Source organism: Pseudomonas sp. GW821-FHT04D07, from assembly GCF_059420225.1.
The window spans coordinates 93,269-111,742 of sequence record NZ_JBWKTH010000010.1 but is presented as its reverse complement, the minus strand read 5'-3'; the positions used below and the strand labels follow the sequence as shown (position 1 = coordinate 111,742).

The window sequence follows — 18,474 nt, the reverse complement described above, 5'->3', positions numbered from 1 at the left end:
GCGATGAGTACCGACGAAAAACGCATCCGTGAGTTTGCTTATCAGATCTGGGAGTCGGAGGGCCGCCCCGAGGGCCAGGAGGCCCGGCATTGGGAGATGGCGCGCAAGCTGGCGGAAGCCGAGGCGCTGACACCGAAAAAACCGACCGTGACCAAACCCGCCGCCAAGCCCAAGGTCGCCGCCAAGCCCGCGGCCACCCCGAAAGCGGCGCCGAAATCGGCTACCGCCGCCACCAAACCGACCGCCGAAAAGAAACCCCGAGCACCCCGCAAGCCGTCAGCCGGCTGAACATCAGTCAGCAACAGTGAAAGCACCACAAACCGTGTAGGAGCTGGCTTGCCAGCGATAGCGTCCGGATGAGCACCACAAGGCTCAAGGGCCTCATCGCCGGCAAGCCGGCTCCCACAGCGACCGCGTTGACCCTCGTTGCGAGCGCGAGGTCAAGACGATCTCCAACCGTCACGTGGGGCTTTCAAGAACACACCCGCAGGAGCGCCCATGTCCAAGCCGAAAAAGCCCGAACCCACGCTCGAAGCCCAGGCCTCGCGAATCCGCGAAGGCCTGCCCTTCCCGCTCGGGGCCACCTGGGATGGCCTGGGGGTCAACTTCGCACTGTTTTCCGCCAACGCCACCCGGGTCGAACTCTGCCTGTTCGACGCCAACGGCGAAGTGGAACTGGAACGCCTCGAACTGCCCGAATACACCGACGAGATCTTCCACGGCTATCTGCCCGACGCCCATCCCGGGTTGATCTACGGTTATCGGGTGCATGGCCCCTACGACCCGCAGAACGGCCACCGCTTCAACCCCAACAAACTGCTGATCGATCCCTACGCCAAGCAACTGGTCGGCCAGTTGAAATGGTCCGAGGCGCTGTTCGGCTACACCATCGGTCACCCTGACGCCGACCTCAGCTTCGACGAACGTGACAGTGCGCCCTTCGTCCCCAAGAGCAAAGTCATCGACCCGGCTCACACCTGGGGCCACGACCAGCGGGTCAACGTGCCCTGGGAGCGCACCCTGCTCTATGAAACCCATGTACGCGGCTTCAGCATGCGTCATCCCGCGGTGCCGGAAGCGGTGCGCGGAACCTTCGCTGGACTGATGGTCGACGAGGTGCTGGAACATATCCGCAAGCTCGGGGTGTCCTCGGTGGAACTGCTGCCAATCCATGCCTTCGTCAACGACCAGCACCTGCTGCACAAAGGCATGACCAACTACTGGGGCTACAACAGCATCGCCTTCTTCGCGCCCGACCCGCGCTACCTGGCCAGCGGCAAGATCGCCGAATTCAAGGAGATGGTCGCACACCTGCACGACGCCGGCCTGGAGCTGATCCTTGACGTGGTCTACAACCACACCGCCGAAGGCAACGAGCAAGGCCCGACACTGTCCATGCGCGGCATCGACAACGCCTCCTACTACCGGCTGATGCCCGAGGACAAGCGCTTTTATATCAACGACTCGGGCACCGGCAACACCCTCGACCTGAGCCACCCCTGCGTGCTGCAAATGGTCACCGACTCGCTGCGCTACTGGGCCACGGAAATGCACGTGGACGGTTTCCGCTTCGACCTGGCGACCATCCTCGGCCGCTATCACGACGGTTTCAACGAGCGGCACAGTTTCCTCGTCGCCTGTCGCCAGGACCCGGTACTGAGCCAGGTCAAGCTGATCGCCGAACCCTGGGACTGCGGCCCCGGTGGCTATCAGGTGGGTGGCTTCCCGCCGGGCTGGGCCGAGTGGAACGACCGCTTCCGCGACACCGTGCGCGCATTCTGGAAAGGCGATGACGGCCAGCTCGCCGACTTCGCCCGGCGCATGACCGCTTCCGGCGATCTGTTCGACCAGCGCGGGCGACGCCCCTACACCTCGGTCAACTTCATCACCGCCCATGATGGCTTCACCCTGCACGACCTGGTGTCGTACAACGACAAGCACAACGAAGCCAACGACGAAAACAACCAGGACGGCAGCAACAACAACCTGTCCTGGAACCATGGCATCGAAGGGCCCAGCGACGATCCGCAGATCAATGCCCTGCGCCTGCGGCAGATGCGCAACTTCTTCGCCACCCTGCTGCTGGCCCAGGGCACGCCGATGATCGTCGCCGGCGACGAGTTCGCCCGCACCCAGCATGGCAACAACAACGCCTATTGTCAGGACAGTGAAATCGGCTGGGTCAACTGGACGCTGGATGAAGACGGCAAGTCGCTGCTCAAGTTCGTCAAGCGCCTGATCAAGCTGCGCCTGGCCTACCCCATCCTGCGCCGCGGGCGCTTCCTGGTCGGCGACTACAACGAGCAACTGGGGATCAAGGACGTCACCTGGCTGACGCCGGACGGCCAGGAAATGACCACCGAACACTGGCACGACGGCAATGGCCGCTGCCTGGGCATGTTGCTCGACGGCCGCGCCCAGGTCTCCGGTGTTTCCCGCACCGGCGCCGATGCGACCTTGCTGCTGGCAGTCAATGCCCACCACGACGGCGTCAACTTCCGCTTGCCGGAAGTGCCGCAAGGCTTGGACTGGACCTGCGTGCTCGACACCAACGACCCGCAGGTCAAGGGCCAGGAGCGTTTTGCCTTCAACCGCGAATACACCCTCACCGGACGCTCGCTGGTGATGTTCGAGTTACAACCTGACGAAGAAACCTGAGGTTTTTTTCCGCAATAAACGTCGCATTTCAATCTATATGGGCGATACTCACCCGCGCATTCCCGGGTCGCCAGGCGACACCGGACACATCAAGGCTGATGGAGGATGCGTGCAAGTCCACACAAGGAAGTGACAAATATCATGAGCACCCAAGCCGCACGCAACGAAGTTGCGCCGCTGATCTGGAACTCGCGGCAGTTGGCCCGTGTCCCGACCATTGGCCTGCACCGCCTGATCCGGCCCGGGGCCCGGGCGGTGGTGATCGCCCCACATCCCGGTGACGAAGTGCATTGTTGCGGCGGCCTGCTGCAACTGCTCGCCACCCTCGAACACCCGCTGCTGCTGATCTCGATTACCGACGGCAGTGCCCTCTACCCCGGCTCGACCCTCTGGCCCTCAAGCCGCCTGAGTGTGGTTTGCCCCCAGGAAAGCGCCGAAGCCTTACGCCGCCTGGGCCTGGAACTGCACCGGCTGAAATGGCTTCGCGGCGGCTTTCGCCACGGGGCGCTGGAACAGCAGGAACAACCGCTCAGCCAATTCCTGCGGCGCTACCTGCGCCCCGACGACGTGGTGCTGACCACTTGGCGCGAAGACGGCATTGCCGATCATGACAGCGTCGGCCGCGCCGCCGCCCAGGCCTGCGTCGCCAGCGGCGCAACGCTGCTGGAGATCCCCATGCATGCCTGGTTCCGACCCTTGCGCGACGAAGGCCTGATCCCCTGGCACCGGGCCCGCAAGATCCGCCTCGATACCTGGGGTATTGCCCGCAAGCTGCACGCCGCGCACGCCTACCACAGCCACTTGCAAGGCGATCCGGAACTGGGACTGCCACCGGTCCTGGCCCCGACCCTGATTGAACGGGCGCGGCAACCGTTCGAGATGGTGTTTATCTGAAAAACACAGGGCCAAGCCGCTCTTCCCGGTCCCGCTCAGAATCAGCACGAATAGACCAAATAGCCGATTACTCAATGACTTGCAAAACCTGATCAAACAGATCTATTTATTAGTTATTTTCTTGACGCAGACCTGCGGCTCTCCTTAGCTACAAGTGACTACCCCCGGTTTCAAAACCCAAGGGACAAGCCTTCGGATGCCCGCCATAGCGGGTCGCCGGCGGTTTGCCTCGATGATTTCGGCCGTCCCTCGTTCGGGGGCAGGAGAGGCGCCAATTCAGGTATTTATGCGACAGCAAGGAACACCCGATGAAAACGTTCATGACCCACCGCAGCCTGAGGACCACGGCTGATACGATTTCGACTGTGCTTTTACTGTGCTGCGCCCTTGAACTCCAGGCAGCACCTCTCGAAGAAGACCTCCACCCCTGGTACCAGGGCGACACGCTCGCGCCCTTGCCACTGGGTCGATTGCCAATACTGAACAGCAGCGGCCAATTGCCGGGCTGGCGGTTCGCCGGCATTGTATCGAGCAGCGCTGATGCCCATCCGACGGTTCGCTTCCAGGACCGCACGCTGGGCCAGGGTGAGGTCGGTAACCTCGATCCGCTGTTTTCCGGCGCCTTTGGCGACCTGCTGATTATTCCCGGCCTTTACAGCAATCGCAGCGGCGGCCAGACATTGACCGCCGGGGTCTTTACCGGAAGCAGCGGCGCACTGGATCGGGCTGATGGTTTTGTCACCGCACCACGCGACCCGCGCATGGATGGCCTGAGTCCCCAAGGTAATAATCTCGGCGCGTTCTGGAGCCTGACCGGGCAACAGGGCTGGCATGTCAACCTGACCGCCATGAATAACCAGAGTACGCTCTACACCCGCTCCGACCAGGGCATTCTGCAAGGCCAGGCTTCGCGGCAGATGACGTTTTCGCTGGAGGGTGGATTCCCGATCGGACTGGGCCGGGACTGGGTGATCGAACCCCAGGCCCAGGTGGTCAACCAGCAAGGTAGCGTGGACAGTCCCGGGCAGGCGACTACGTCCGCCGACCCATCGTCCTGGAGTGGCCGGATCGGTGCCAGTCTCAGGGGCAGTTATGAAGTGCACGGCCTGCCCGTGGAGCCCTACCTGCGGACCAACTTCTGGCACACATTCGGCAGCGGCAACTCCCTGAGCCTGGAACCGGTCGACAAGATCGCCATCAGTCGCAACAGCTCCACCGTGGAGCTGGGGCTGGGCCTGGTAGCCAAGGTGTCGCCGACAGTCAGCCTGTATGTCAGCGCGGACTACAGCGGCACCTCCGACGACACCGGCCTGAACGGCATCATCGGCAACGTCGGGGTGCGGATGCGCTGGTAGCACGATCAAGCCCGAACACGGTCACTGTAGGAGCCGAGCTTGCTCGCGAAGCGGCCCGCGAAAACGCTAAAAGCTTCGCGGCGGTGCGGCGATCCGACAAGCCCGGTGCCTACAGGCTAGCCCTCCGGTCGCAACATCAACACCGCCAGTGGCGGCAGGTTCAGCACCAGCGACGAGGCCTGGCCATGGCTGGCGTGGTCCTCGGAGGAAACCCCGCCGCCATTGCCATAGTTGGAGCCGGCATACATCGCCGCATCGCTGTTGATCACCTCCTTCCATTGCCCGGCAAAGGGTACGCCGATCCGATAGGCCTCACGCGGCACCGGCGTGAAGTTGGCGACCACCAGCAGCGGTCGGCCTTCCCGGCTCCAGCGCAACCAGGCGTAGACGCTGTTGGTCGCATCGTCGCCGATCAACCACTGGAAGCCCTGGGGCACATCGTCCTGGTCGTACAGCGCCGGCTCCTGGCGATACAGGCGGTTCAGGTCACCCACCAGCTTCTGCACCCCAAGGTGCTCGGAGTATTGCAGCAGGTACCAATCCAGTTGCTGATCGTGATTCCACTCGCGCCACTGGCCGAACTCACAGCCCATGAACAGCAGTTTCTTGCCCGGGTGCGCCCACATAAAACTCAGGTAGGCCCGCAGATTGGCGAACTTCTGCCAGCGGTCGCCGGGCATCTTGTCGATCAGCGAATGCTTGCCGTGCACCACTTCGTCATGGGAAATCGGCAGGATAAAGCGCTCGGACCAGGCATACACCAAGCCGAAACTCAGCTCATTGTGATGATGGGCGCGGTACACCGGGTCCTGCTGGATGTAGTGCAGCGAATCGTGCATCCAGCCCATGTTCCATTTGTAGGCGAAACCCAGCCCGCCCTGCTGGGTGCCTTGGCTGACACCCGGCCAGGCCGTGGACTCCTCGGCGATCACCAGGGCGCCGGGGGCTTCCAGGGCCACCACGTCGTTGAGATGACGCAGGAACTCGATAGCCTCGATGTTTTCCCGGCCACCGTGGCGGTTCGGTACCCACTCGCCAGCCTTGCGCGAATAGTCGCGGTAGAGCATCGACGCCACCGCGTCCACCCGCAGGCCGTCGACATGGAAATGCTTGAGCCAGTGCAGGGCCGAGGCCAGCATGAAGCCGTGCACCTCGGTGCGCCCGAGGTTGTAGATCAGGGTGTCCCAGTCCTGGTGAAAACCTTCCAGCGGGTTGCCGTACTCATACAAGGCGGTGCCGTCGAACTGCGCCAGGCCGTGGGTATCCGTGGGAAAATGCGCTGGCACCCAGTCAAGGATCACACCGATTTCAGCCCGGTGGCAGGCATCGACAAAGGCGGCGAAGTCATCCGGGCTGCCATAACGCGCACTCGGCGCGAACTGCGACAGCGGCTGATAACCCCAGGAACCGCCAAACGGATGCTCCATGATCGGCATCAGTTCGATATGGGTGAAGCCCAGTTGCTGGACATAGGGAATCAGCCGTTCGGCCAGTTCGCCCCAGGTGTACTGGCGGGACACTTCGCCGATTTCATCGATCTCGCACTGCCAGGAGCCGGCATGCAGTTCATAGATCGACAGCGGCGCATCGTGCCGATGCCGGGCGCCGCGCGATGCCATCCAGGCCTGGTCCCGCCAGTCGATGCGCAGGGGCGCGGCGACACGTGAAGCGGTGTCCGGCGGCAACTGGGAGGCCAGGGCCACGGGGTCGGCCTTGAGCGGCAGGATCGCGTCCTTGCCGAGAATCTCGTACTTGTAGGCCTCGCCCGGACGCAGGCGCGGCACAAAGATTTCCCAGACCCCGCTGGGGTGGCGCAGGCGCATCGGGTGCCGGCGCCCGTCCCAGATATTGAAGTCGCCGACCACCGAGACCCGCCGGGCATTCGGCGCCCAGACCGCGAAACGCACACCGTCGACCCCCTCGACCTGGGTCACCTGGGCACCGAGACAGCCGCTCAGGTCGCGATGGTTGCCTTCGGCGAACAGGTAGAGATCCATCTCCCCCAGCAACGGCCCGAAACTGTAGGGATCCTCGCAGATCTGCTCCCCCGCGGCCCATTGGATACGCAACAGATAGGGCTGCTGCTGGGCGACATGACCGACAAACAATCCCGGCACCTCGGTGCTGTCGAGGCTGCCCAGGACCTCCTCGCTGTCGCGGGCCAAGGCCTGGACGCCCAGGGCGCCGGGCAGAAAGGCACGGATATACTGGCCCCCGGCACCGTCGTCATGGGGCCCGAGAATGGCGAACGGGTCCTGGTGTTCGGCCCGTACCAGGGCCTCGATATCCTTCTTCGCGGGCAATGCACGGTTCACGGATTGACCTTGTTCCTTGCTCAAACTCATCACTGCTCTCCACCGGACAAGGTTTTCATCTCACTCAACAACCCACTCAAACCGTGCAATGGCACGCCGAGCCAGGTCGGGCGATTTTCCGCCTCATAGACAATTTCATACGCGGCTTTCTCCAAGCTGAACAGGGTCAGGGCCGCTTCTTCGCCGGCCGGATGCTGCCACGCTTGAACAAGACTAGCCGTCGCTCGCCGATATGCCTGAATAAAGACCTTGCGCGCTTCTTTCAGGTAACGCTGGGTGACACGCCGGCTGGCCGGCCCGGCGCTGGACGGATCGAGGTGGCTGGCGCTGTTGCAGGCCATGGCCGCGGCGTAATCGAACGAACGCAGCACCCCGCTGACATCCTTGTAGGGGCTGTGCTTGCCGCGCCGTTCCTGCAACGAGCGGGCGGGCTCGCCTTCGAAGTCGATCAGGTAAGCATCGCCCTGCACCACCAACACCTGGCCCAGGTGCAAGTCGCCGTGGACCCGCAGGCGCAGGCCGCCCACCAGTTGACCGGCGAGCTTCTGGATATCGCCGAGAATAGCTTTTTTCTGCAGCAACAGACGATCCACAAGTGCCTGCTCGTCCGCCGGCAACGCCTGCTGATGCTGCTTGAGCAACTGCAAGGCGCGCGCCATCTGCTGGCTGATCGTTTTGCTCCAGCGCTGGACATCCTTGTCCGTGCTCACTTGCGCACTGAAGGCCGGATCGTTGGTAGGCGCCGCGAGCACAAGGTGCATTTCACCCAGGCGCTGACCGAGCAAGGCAGCGAAATCCGCCAGTTCACCGAGGGCGTTGTAATGCTGCTCGTGTTCCGAAACGGCATCGGCCAATTCATCGCGGATCGCCCGCTCCAGGTTGTTCTGGGTCCAGCTCCAGGCATCGCCCTGGTTGTTGAGCAGCCCCTGGGCAATCATCAGCAGGCTGTCTTCGCCCTCGGCATCGCGGCGTACCAACGAGCCGAGCAACGGTGAAATATGCCGGAAACCGGCGGCGGTGAGGTAGGCGCTCATTTCCAGCTCCGGGTGTACACCGGCACCGACCTTGCGGATCAGCTTGAGCATGATCCGCTCGGCCACCACCACCGAACTGTTGGACTGCTCGGCAGACAGGTAACGCACCGTCATGTCGGCGGGCAGCTCCAAGGCCTTGAGTTCGGGCGTGGCCTGGAAATGCAGCGTGCCGTCGCCACCGACCAATACCGTGTCGCCGCGCATGCCATCGATCACCGCGCGAATAAACGGTTCAAGGCTGAACGCATCGGTGATCAAGCCGACTTGCCGACCACGGCGGACCCGGGCCATGGCCAACTGTTGCGGCAATGCGGCGCTGGTCTGCTCCTCGGCCAGAAACCCGAATGGCAACTGGTAACGGCTGCTTTGGCCGCCCGCCGTGACTTCCACTTCACCCAGCAGCACCGGGTGCTGCGGATCGCCGAAGCGCACGCCATAGACCAGGCGCACCTGTTCGAGCGCCGTATCCTTGCCGGCGAACCAGCGCCGCTTGGGCAGCCATTCCGGGAGGATGGTCTGCTCCAGGGCCGTGCGCGAAGGGCTTTCGAGCAGTTCTTCCATGCGTTTCTTCAGCACCAGCGTGGTGAAGTCCGGCAGGCTCTGCACCGGCTCCACGTGCCAGCTGGGCATTTGCGTTTCAGTGGCCAGCAGGAACCAGTAGAAACCATAGGGTGCCAGGGTCAGCAGGAAGTTGAGCTGGCCGATGGGCGGGAATGCATTGCCACCGAGCATCTCCACCGGCACCCGGCCGGCGAACGCGGACAGCTCGAGCTCCGCCGCCTGGGCGGTGCGGGACACGTTGGCGACGCAGAGGATGAGCTCATTCTTGCCGTCGTGCCCGGTGTATTCGCGGATATAGGCAAGGATGCGGCGGTTGTTCGGCGAGAGCATTTTCAGGCTGCCACGGCCGAAGGCTTTCTGTTGCTTGCGCACCGCCAGCAGGCGGCGGGTCCAGTTCAGCAACGAATGGGGATCGCCGGCCTGGGACTCGACGTTCACCGTCTGATAGCCGTAGAGCGGGTCCATGATCGGCGGCAATACCAGGCTGGCCGGGTCGGCGCGGGAGAAGCCACCGTTGCGGTCGATGGACCACTGCATCGGCGTGCGCACGCCATCGCGGTCGCCCAGGTAGATATTGTCGCCCATGCCGATTTCATCGCCGTAATACAGGGTTGGCGTGCCCGGCATCGACAGCAGCAGGCTGTTGAGCAGTTCGATGCGCCGGCGGTCACGCTCCATCAGCGGCGCCAGGCGCCGGCGGATGCCAAGGTTGATTCGTGCCCGGCGGTCGGCGGCGTAGTAGTTCCAGAGATAGTCGCGCTCACGGTCGGTGACCATTTCCAGGGTCAGCTCATCGTGGTTGCGCAGGAAGATCGCCCATTGGCAATTGGCGGGAATTTCCGGGGTCTGGCGCAGGATGTCGGTGATCGGGAAGCGATCCTCCTGGGCCAACGCCATGTACATGCGCGGCATCAGCGGGAAGTGAAAGGCCATATGGCATTCGTCGCCACCGTCGCCCTTCGGCTCGCCAAAATACAGCTGGGTGTCTTCCGGCCATTGATTGGCCTCGGCCAGCAGCATGCGGTCGGGATAATGCGCATCGATTTCAGCGCGGATTTTCTTGAGCACCTGGTGGGTTTCGGGCAGGTTCTCGTTGTTGGTGCCGTCACGCTCGATCAGGTAGGGAATGGCATCCAGCCGCAGGCCGTCGATGCCCAGGTCGAGCCAGTAGCGCATCACCGCCAGTACCGCTTGCAGCACCGGCGGGTGGTCGAAGTTCAGATCCGGCTGGTGGGAGTAGAAGCGGTGCCAGAAATACTGACCGGCCAGCGGGTCCCAGGTCCAGTTGGACTTCTCGGTGTCGAGGAAGATGATCCGGGTATCGGTGTATTTGTCATCGGTGTCGGACCAGACGTAGAACTTGCGGGCGCTGGAGCCGGGCTTGGCCAGGCGCGCGCGCTGGAACCAGGGGTGCTGGTCGGAGGTGTGGTTGATCACCAGCTCGGCGATGACCCGCAGGCCACGCTTGTGGGCTTCGGCGATAAAGCGTTTGGCATCGGCCATGGTCCCGTAGTCACTGTGCACGCCACGGTATTCGGCGATGTCGTAGCCATCGTCGCGGCGTGGCGAGGGGTAGAACGGCAACAGCCAGATGGTGTTCACGCCGAGGTCGGCGATGTAGTCGAGCTTGGCGATCAGGCCGGGGAAATCACCGATGCCGTCGTTGTTCGAGTCGAAGAAGGATTTGACGTGAACCTGGTAGATCACCGCGTCCTTGTACCAAAGCGGGTCGTCGATAAAGCTGGCTGGGCGGGTTTTCTTCGCCATGAATAACTCCTGTCGAATCAGTCGGACTGCAGGCAACAGCTTTACTGCGGGAACTTGTGGCAGCGGTGCTTGCCCGCGAAGCTTCCGGCGGTCTTAAGGGCCTCTTCGCGGGCAAGCACCGCTCCCACAGAACCGAGCCCTGCCTGTCAAAGCGGTTGAATGCGCCAGATGCCAAACGGCTGGTGCCACGGCTCGATGCGCATCCACTGGGTCTTGCCGTACCAGGTCCAGGTGTGGCCGTTCATCAAATCCTCGCCACGGGTGGCGGCGTCATCCGTCAGGCCGAATTCCCACAAGGGCAATTCGAAGTGCGCTTCCTGGGCGTTATGCGGATCAAGGCTGACGGCCACCAGGATGAAGCTGCGCAGGTCCGCCGTGCGCTTGCCGAAATACAGGATGTTGTCGTTCCAGGCGTTGTAGACCTGCAACCCCAGGTGCGTCTGCAAGGCTGGGTGCTGGCGACGGATACGATTGAGCTGGGCGATCTCGGCGATGATGTTGCCCGGCGCATTGAAGTCCCGCGGACGGATCTCGTATTTCTCCGAATCCAGGTATTCCTCCTTGCCCGGCAACGCCGCCGACTCGCACAGCTCGAAGCCCGAGTACATGCCCCAGAGCCCCGAGCCCATAGTTGCCAGTGCCGCGCGGATAAGAAACCCGGCGCGCCCGGAATGGTGGAGAAAGGCCGGGTTGATATCCGGTGTATTGACGAAGAAATTCGGCCGGTAGCACTCACGCCAGGGCGACTGGTTCAGCTCGGTGAAATAGGTCGCCAGCTCGGCCTTGCTGTTGCGCCAGGTGAAATAGGTGTAGCTCTGGGAATAACCGACCTTGCCCAGGCGCGCCATCATCGCCGGCGTGGTGAACGCCTCGGCGAGAAACATCACCTCGGGGTGGACGCCGCGCACGTCGGCAATCAGCCATTGCCAGAACGGCAGCGGCTTGGTGTGGGGGTTGTCGACACGGAAGATCTTCACCCCCTCCGCAACCCAGCCCAGTACGATATCCCGCAGCTCGACCCAGAGGCTGGGAATCGCCTCGGCGGCATAGAAATCGACGTTGACGATGTCCTGGTATTTTTTCGGCGGGTTCTCCGCGTATTTGATGCTGCCGTCCGGCCGCCAGTTGAACCAGCCGGGATGCTGCTGCAACCAGGGGTGGTCCTGGGAGCACTGGATGGCGAAATCCAGGGCGATTTCCAAGCCATGCTCGGCCGCGGCACTGACCAACCGGCGAAAATCCTCGCGGCTGCCCAGTTGCGCGTGAATCGCCTCGTGCCCGCCCTCCTCGCTGCCAATGGCATAGGGACTGCCCGGGTCGTCGGGGCCGGCAATCAGGGCATTGTTCGGGCCTTTGCGGTAACTGCGACCGATAGGATGGATCGGCGGGAAGTACAGCACGTCGAAGCCCATGTCACGGATCATCGGCAAGCGACTGTGCACATCGTTGAAGGTGCCGTGACGGGCCGCCCGGTCGGTGACCGAACGCGGAAACAGCTCGTACCAGCTGGCGAACTGCGCCAGGCTGCGCTCCACGTCCAGCGGGTAGTCGTAGCTACGACTCAGGTAGGCATGGTGGTCGGCCTTGCGCATCAGCACCGCCGTGGCGGGCTTGAGAAAGCGCTCGACCTGACCATCGTTCGACAGGTGCAGCAACTCCTCGTGCAAGGCCGTCAGGCCCATCGCCACCTCGTCATGACTACGCTCGATGGCGTGCAGCACCTGCGCCCGTCCCTCCTGCAATTCAAGATCGATGGGCACACCGGCGACGAACTTCTTCTCCAGTTCGTAGCAGAAGCTGGCGAACTGATCGATCCAGGCTTCGATCCGATAGACATAGCGCCCCTGGTCGCCGACCCGCAAGCGGCCCCGCCAGGCGTTGTTGCCTTTATCGGTCATGGCCGTGCGCTGCCAGTCGGCCTCGCCGAGGTTTTTCCAGGCCAGCAGCACCGCCAGCTTGTCGTGGCCGTCGGCGAACACCTTGGCGCTTACCACCAACTCCTGCCCCGCCACCGCCTTGACCGCGAACTGCCCGCCATCAATGGTCGGCGTCACGTCTTCAATGGCGATGCGCGGCAGCAGCAAGGCCTGGGACAAGGGCAGGACTTCAGTGCCTTCCTCGTCCAACGGTTTATCGGCTGTCATCGAGCATCACTCCTTACGCCCCATGGACGCTCCACTCTGCGTGATCGGCATGGCCACCGGCTTCATCCTGAAAAAGGTCGCTTCAATTCGGAGCCCGCTACCGGAACAAAAGTTCAGACCGATTTGTCGGGAAACGCCACTCGTCATAACGCGGGAGTCAAAAACACCCGGGCAGGGTCCACCGCTTTACGGGGTGTCCGGATCCCAAAAAGGGCGCCACACCTGCAGCACGCATAAAGGAGGCCAGCTTCATGAATATTCCGATTCCGGCAGAAACGCCAGATCCCAATATCGACCAACCGACCCTGCCACCGACGGAGCCGCAGCCGATACCGACGCAGGAGCCGCCGGACAGCACACCACCGCCCAGGACCGATCCGCCAACCAGCATGCCACCGGTGATCGCCTGACGCAGCGCGCCTGAAGCATAGACGGGAATGGCGCTTCAGCCGCGCTATCGGCAGAACACAAGGCGAGCACCATGCCTGTGCATATCCAACCCTCGACCCAGACCTGTGCCCTGGAGCAAGGCGATATCCGTCTGCATGGCCCGACCAGTGCCGTGCGAATCAATACCGACGACGGCAAAAGCATGTCCCGCGCCGAACTGGACGACCGGTTTATCGGGTGACCGAAGCCGAGGCCGACGCCCTGACCGTCGCCAGCGCCATCGACAGCCGCCACCATGTAAAGGTGAGTGACGGTGATTCGGTGATTTGATTGACCTGTGTCAGCAGCGCCGCCCGGCCTTTGCGTCTGGCGCCACAGGGCACGACCGCAGCGAGCGGCACAGACTGGGACAAGCTGTCGCAGGCTACCGAGGTCGACCATCTGATCCGCTTTTTATTCAAATACCTGAGTCTGTTATGCAAACAGTTCGCTCGGCATAGTGCCCAGGCCTGATGGAGGCTGACGAGCGACAGACCATGAGCGAGAGAATCCCCGTCCAGAGTGTTGAAACCTTCGAGCCTGCACGTGCGAGGCTGAAGGCCAGGTCCACCGACCAACTGATCCACACCCGCAGCTTCAGCGGGCTGTTCCGTAACCTGCGGCTGGGTGGCGGCGGGTTTCTGTTCCTGTTGTTCTTCGGCACGGTGTGGCTGAACTGGGGCGGCCGCCAGGCGGTGCTCTGGGATCTGGCCGAAAGCCGCTTCCATATCTTCGGTGCGACCTTCTGGCCCCAGGACTTTATCCTGCTCTCGGCCCTGCTGATCATCTGTGCCTTCGGCCTGTTCGCCATCACCGTGTTCGCCGGTCGGGTCTGGTGCGGTTACACCTGCCCGCAAAGCTCATGGACCTGGCTGTTCATGTGGTGCGAGAAAGTCACCGAGGGCGAGCGTAACCAACGCATCAAGCTGCAAGCCGCGCCCTGGGGCCTGAACAAGCTGGCCCGGCGCGCCGCCAAGCACAGCTTGTGGCTGGGGATCAGCCTGCTGACCGGGCTGACCTTCGTCGGTTACTTCACACCGATCCGACCGCTGGCCCAGGAGCTGATGACTCTGCAGATCGGCGGTGTCAGCCTGTTCTGGGTGCTGTTTTTCACCGCGGCCACTTATATCAACGCCGGTTGGCTGCGCGAAGCGGTGTGCATGCACATGTGTCCCTATGCGCGGTTCCAGAGCGTCATGTTCGACAAGGACACCCTGACCATTTCCTACGACCCCGCCCGGGGTGAAAACCGTGGCCCGCGCAAACGCGAGGTAGCGCCGGCCAGTGTCGGCCTGGGGGATTGCATCGACTGCCAGATGTGCGTGCAGGTCTGCCCCACCGGCATCGACATCCGCGACGGCCTGCAGATGGAATGCATCGGTTGCGCGGCCTGCATCGACGCCTGCGATTCGATCATGGACAAGATGGGCTACGCCCGTGGACTGGTGAGCTATACCTCCGAACATCAGTTGCAAGGTGGCAAGACCCATCTGCTGCGCCCGCGCCTGATCGGCTACAGCGCCGTGCTGCTGATCATGATCGGCGCGTTGGCCGCAGCCCTGGTGGAACGGCCCATGGTCTCGCTGGACGTGAGCAAGGACCGTGGCTTGTTCCGGGAAAACAGCCAGGGCCAGATCGAGAACATCTACAGCCTCAAGGTCATCAACAAGACCCAACAGCCCCAGCGCTATCGCCTGGAACTGCAGGACAGCGATGGCTTCCAGTTGCAGGGCAAGACCGAACTGAACCTGGCGGCGGGTGAAATCGTCGACCTGCCGGTGTCGGTGGCGATGCTCGGCGACAGGCCGAAAAGCAGCTCGCAGGAGGTGAGCTTCAAAGTGCTCGACAACGACCAACCCGAGGTCTACAGCGTGGCGAAGAGCCGCTTTGTCGCCCCGCTGAACCGTTGATGCCTTAGAATCCCCAAGGGGTGGCCCTGGCGCCGATCAGCCCGTATTGAAAGCGCCGCAAAACGGTAGGAGCCGGCTTGCTGGCGATAGCGCCCGATCAGGCGATGCAGGACTTACTGGCCTCATCGCCGGCAAGCTGGCTCCCACAGGAACTGCGTTCCACCTTGATCGACGGATATCAGGGCCCACCCGCCAAACCAATCGAGTTGCCATGAAACGCTACGAAAAATTCGCCGACGACATCGCTGAGCTGATCCGCACCGGCGTCCTCGGCCCCGGCCAGCGTGTACCATCGGTGCGCTATGCCAGCCAGACCTACGGGGTCAGCCCGTCGACCGTGTTCCAAGCCTACTACCTGCTGGAGCGCCGCGGTCTGATCCGCGCTCGGCCGCGCTCCGGCTACTTCGTCAACGCCCACACCCCCAGCCCGTTCTCGGAGCCGGCGATCAGCAGCCAGGTCAGCGAGTCCACCGAAGTGGATGTCAGCGAACTGGTGTTCTCGGTGCTGGACTCCATCAAGGACCCCGCCACCGTGCCCTTCGGCTCGGCCTTCCCGAGCCCGACGCTGTTTCCCCTGCAACGCCTGTCCCGCTCCCTGGCCAGTTCCAGCCGCGAGATGGACCCGCGCATGGTGGTCACCGACCTGTCGCCGGGTAACCCGCAACTGCGGCGGCAGATCGTCCTGCGCTACATGGTCGGCGGGCTGATGCTGCCCATGGAGGAACTGCTGATCACCAACGGCGCCCTGGAGGCGCTGAACCTGTGCCTGCAGGCCGTCACCGAGCCCGGCGACCTGGTGGCCATCGAGGCCCCGGCCTTCTATGCCTGCCTGCAAGTGCTGGAACGGCTCAAGCTCAAGGCGGTGGAGATTCCAGTGCATCCGCGCGACGGCATCGACCTCGGGGTGCTCGCCCAGACCCTGGAACGCCATCCGATCAAGGCCTGCTGGTGCATGACCAGCTTCCAGAACCCTCTCGGCGCGACCCTGCCCGAGACGAAAAAGCAGGCGCTGGTGGAGCTGTTGCGCCAGCATCAGGTGCCACTGATCGAAGACGATGTCTACGCCGAGCTTTATTACGGCCAACAGGCGCCGAAACCGGCCAAGGCCTTCGACACCGAGGGCCTGGTGATGCATTGCGGCTCTTTCTCCAAGAGCCTGGCGCCGGGTTACCGCATCGGCTGGGTAGCGGCGGGACGTTACGCGCAGAAGGTCGAGCGACTCAAGCTGATGACCTCGCTGTGCGCCTCGATGCCGGCCCAGGCGGCCCTGGCCGACTATCTGCAAAACGGCGGCTACGACCGGCACCTGCGCAAACTGCGTTATGCCCTGGAGGAACAACAGAGCGCCATGCTGGCGGCGATTGCCCGTTACTTCCCGGCGCAGACGCGGGTCAGCCAGCCGAGCGGCGGTTACTTCCTGTGGCTGGAGCTGCCGGAACAACTGGATTCGCTGAAACTGTTCCAGATCGCCCTGGCCCAGGGCATCAGCATCGCCCCGGGACCGATCTTTTCGCCGACCCAACGTTTTCGCAACTGCATCCGTTTGAATTACGGCAGCCCGTGGAACGAGGTGTCGGAGCAGGCGATGGAGACCCTGGGACGGATTGTGCGGTCATTGCTGGAGCAGTGACCACACAATCTCAAGAACACCGCCCCCTGTAGGAGCTGGCTTGCCAGCGATGAGGCCCGCAAGTCTTGCATCGACCATGTGACCGCCATCGCCGGCAAGCCAGCTCCCTCAAGGACCGCATTTAACTGTTAGCCGTGGTCGTATTCAGGGGCCGGTGCATCAGATACGCCGCGCCGGTCACGCGAATCATTGGATGCGGCACGATCTGACATTCACCGACAATCGTAAAGCCATGACGCTGATAGAAGCGGCAGGCACCTGTATTCATTGCATAGTCGATCAGGCTCAGGCCCTTGAGCTCAAGGGCCTGACAGCGTTGGCGAGCATATTCAAGAAAGCGTGCGCCCAAGCCCTGGTTGCGCCAGCCCTCATGCAGGGCCAGGCTGGAAATATAAAGGGTGTCGGGAATCTCCAGATCGGCATACGGCGCCAGCACCGGATCGCTGCTCGGCGTCGCATCCGGGTCTTCAAACATCGGATAGCTGTGCAACATGCCGATAACCTGGCCTTGCACCTCGGCCATCAGGCAGTTCTCATAAGAAAAATCCACGCCCTCGCGGGCATAACGCCGCTCACCGACATCCAGCAAGGATTCGGCGCCTTCAGCCAGCTGGCTCCAGATATAGTCGGATGCCCCTTCCGAGGAAATCTGGAACAGGCGGGCAATCTCGCGGGCATCCGAGCGTAGCGCCGGACGAAAGATAACGGTCATTCGGGGATCCCTGTAACGGTCGGTCGGCGGCCAGGCAAAGCCCTGGCGCCGGCGTTACAGTGTGAGGCGTGCGCTCAACGGGTCGATGTGCCCGAGCGACATGACCGGCGCAAAAACCGACTTAACGGCCACCCGCCAGATCGATAAAGGTCCCGGTGGCGTAGGAAGCCTTGTCCGAGAGCAGCCAGACAATCGCCTCTGCCACTTCTTCGGCGCGACCGCCGCGGCCCATGGGAATGGCCGATTCCAGTTTGCTGACCCGGTCGGCATCGCCGCTCAGGGCATGGAACTCGGTGTAGATATAACCCGGGCGCACGGCATTGACGCGAATGCCCTCGCCCGCCAGCTCCTTGGACAAACCGAGGGTAAAGGTGTCCAGCGCGCCCTTGGAAGCGGCGTAATCCACGTATTCGTTGGGCGAGCCGAGACGCGCCGCCGCCGAAGACACATTGACGATATTACCGCCCTGGCCACCATGGCGCGGTGACATCCGCCGCACCGCATGCTTGGCGCAGAGGATCGGCGCCAGGGTGTTGACCTTCAGGGTTTGCAGAATACGGAATTCGGACATTTCATCGACCCGAGACTTGTGTCCGACGGTCCCGGCATTGTTGACCAGGGCGGTGACCGGCCCCAGCTCGGCGTCCACCCGATTGAACAGGCGGATCACCTCATCCTCGATACTGACATCGGCGCGCACGGCAATGGCCACGGCACCCAGCCCGCGCACCTGCTCCAGCACCCGCAGGGCCGCTTCCTCATCCGCCAGGTAGTTGATACAAATGCGATAACCCTGCTGCGCGGCGAGTACCGCGGTGGCGGCGCCGATACCACGACTGCCGCCGGTGATGACGATGACTTTGTCCATAACTCCGCTCCCTCGTTCAACCTGTAGCCTTGTCGCAAAAGCATACTCGTCGACGACTGCTTTTGTGTAGTCGCCGAAGGTCGCAAGCTTTGTACTAAACGCTTACATAAACCCAGGCATCCAAGCCGGAGGCCAGGCGGACCGAGACGCGCTTGTAGTCGGAGACTTCATAGGCATCCGCCGAATGCCGAGCCGAT

Annotated in this window: 12 protein-coding genes and 2 pseudogenes; 8 read left to right on the top strand and 6 right to left on the bottom strand. The window is 62.9% G+C overall.

The features are described 5' to 3' along the window. The first annotated feature begins 3 nt into the window (after positions 1–3). The 4 genes from AC07T0_RS14730 (at position 4) to AC07T0_RS14715 (ending at position 4,907) form a co-directional block, all read left to right on the top strand. Positions 4–288, top strand: a complete 285-nt coding sequence (locus tag AC07T0_RS14730; RefSeq protein ID WP_495001877.1) for a DUF2934 domain-containing protein — start codon at positions 4–6, stop codon at positions 286–288. Between the two features lie 210 nt (positions 289–498). After that, complete coding sequence (gene glgX, locus AC07T0_RS14725; RefSeq protein ID WP_495001876.1) at positions 499–2,658, top strand: glycogen debranching protein GlgX; 2,160 nt, start codon at positions 499–501, stop codon at positions 2,656–2,658. Between the two features lie 141 nt (positions 2,659–2,799). Continuing rightward, positions 2,800–3,552, top strand: coding sequence for a PIG-L deacetylase family protein (locus tag AC07T0_RS14720; RefSeq protein ID WP_495001875.1), 753 nt, complete (start codon positions 2,800–2,802; stop codon positions 3,550–3,552). Positions 3,553–3,860: 308 nt separating this feature from the next. Further along, entirely contained in the window at positions 3,861–4,907 is a 1,047-nt protein-coding gene (locus AC07T0_RS14715) for an autotransporter outer membrane beta-barrel domain-containing protein (protein WP_495001874.1), read from the top strand. 116 nt (positions 4,908–5,023) lie between these two features. On the opposite strand, the gene glgB is transcribed toward AC07T0_RS14715, so the two are convergent. The 3 genes from glgB to AC07T0_RS14700 all read right to left on the bottom strand — a co-directional run bounded on the left by glgB (position 5,024) and on the right by AC07T0_RS14700 (position 12,728). Continuing rightward, the gene (glgB, locus tag AC07T0_RS14710) at positions 5,024–7,252 is read right to left on the bottom strand and encodes a 1,4-alpha-glucan branching protein GlgB (protein WP_495001873.1); all 2,229 of its coding nucleotides are present in this window, start codon (positions 7,250–7,252) and stop codon (positions 5,024–5,026) included. Continuing rightward, positions 7,252–10,584, bottom strand: coding sequence for a maltose alpha-D-glucosyltransferase (gene treS, locus AC07T0_RS14705; protein WP_495001872.1), 3,333 nt, complete (start codon positions 10,582–10,584; stop codon positions 7,252–7,254). The genes glgB and treS overlap by 1 nt, the downstream gene beginning before the upstream one ends. A gap of 146 nt (positions 10,585–10,730) precedes the next feature. Then, positions 10,731–12,728, bottom strand: a complete 1,998-nt coding sequence (locus AC07T0_RS14700; RefSeq protein ID WP_495001871.1) for an alpha-1,4-glucan--maltose-1-phosphate maltosyltransferase — start codon at positions 12,726–12,728, stop codon at positions 10,731–10,733. Positions 12,729–12,979: 251 nt separating this feature from the next. Between AC07T0_RS14700 and AC07T0_RS14695 the strand changes: the two genes are divergently transcribed. From AC07T0_RS14695 to mapR, 4 genes and pseudogenes are all read left to right on the top strand, one after another. Then, positions 12,980–13,138, top strand: coding sequence for a hypothetical protein (locus AC07T0_RS14695; RefSeq protein WP_495001870.1), 159 nt, complete (start codon positions 12,980–12,982; stop codon positions 13,136–13,138). A 71-nt stretch (positions 13,139–13,209) separates the two neighbouring features. Beyond that, positions 13,210–13,448, top strand: a pseudogene (locus AC07T0_RS14690) (DUF3203 family protein). 206 nt (positions 13,449–13,654) lie between these two features. Next, on the top strand, positions 13,655–15,067 hold the full coding sequence (ccoG, locus tag AC07T0_RS14685; RefSeq protein ID WP_495001869.1) for a cytochrome c oxidase accessory protein CcoG: 1,413 nt from the start codon (positions 13,655–13,657) through the stop codon (positions 15,065–15,067). Positions 15,068–15,278: 211 nt separating this feature from the next. Next, positions 15,279–16,697, top strand: coding sequence for a GntR family transcriptional regulator MpaR (gene mapR, locus AC07T0_RS14680; RefSeq protein WP_495001868.1), 1,419 nt, complete (start codon positions 15,279–15,281; stop codon positions 16,695–16,697). 121 nt (positions 16,698–16,818) lie between these two features. Here mapR and AC07T0_RS14675 read toward each other — a convergent pair whose 3' ends face one another. From AC07T0_RS14675 to AC07T0_RS14665, 3 genes and pseudogenes are all read right to left on the bottom strand, one after another. After that, a complete protein-coding gene (locus AC07T0_RS14675; protein WP_495001867.1) occupies positions 16,819–17,409 on the bottom strand; it encodes a GNAT family N-acetyltransferase in 591 nt (196 codons plus the stop codon). A gap of 121 nt (positions 17,410–17,530) precedes the next feature. Then, the gene (locus AC07T0_RS14670) at positions 17,531–18,277 is read right to left on the bottom strand and encodes an SDR family oxidoreductase (RefSeq protein ID WP_495001866.1); all 747 of its coding nucleotides are present in this window, start codon (positions 18,275–18,277) and stop codon (positions 17,531–17,533) included. Positions 18,278–18,371: 94 nt separating this feature from the next. Further along, positions 18,372–18,461: pseudogene (locus AC07T0_RS14665) on the bottom strand (gamma-glutamylcyclotransferase); the annotation flags it as partial. Positions 18,462–18,474 lie beyond the last annotated feature (13 nt).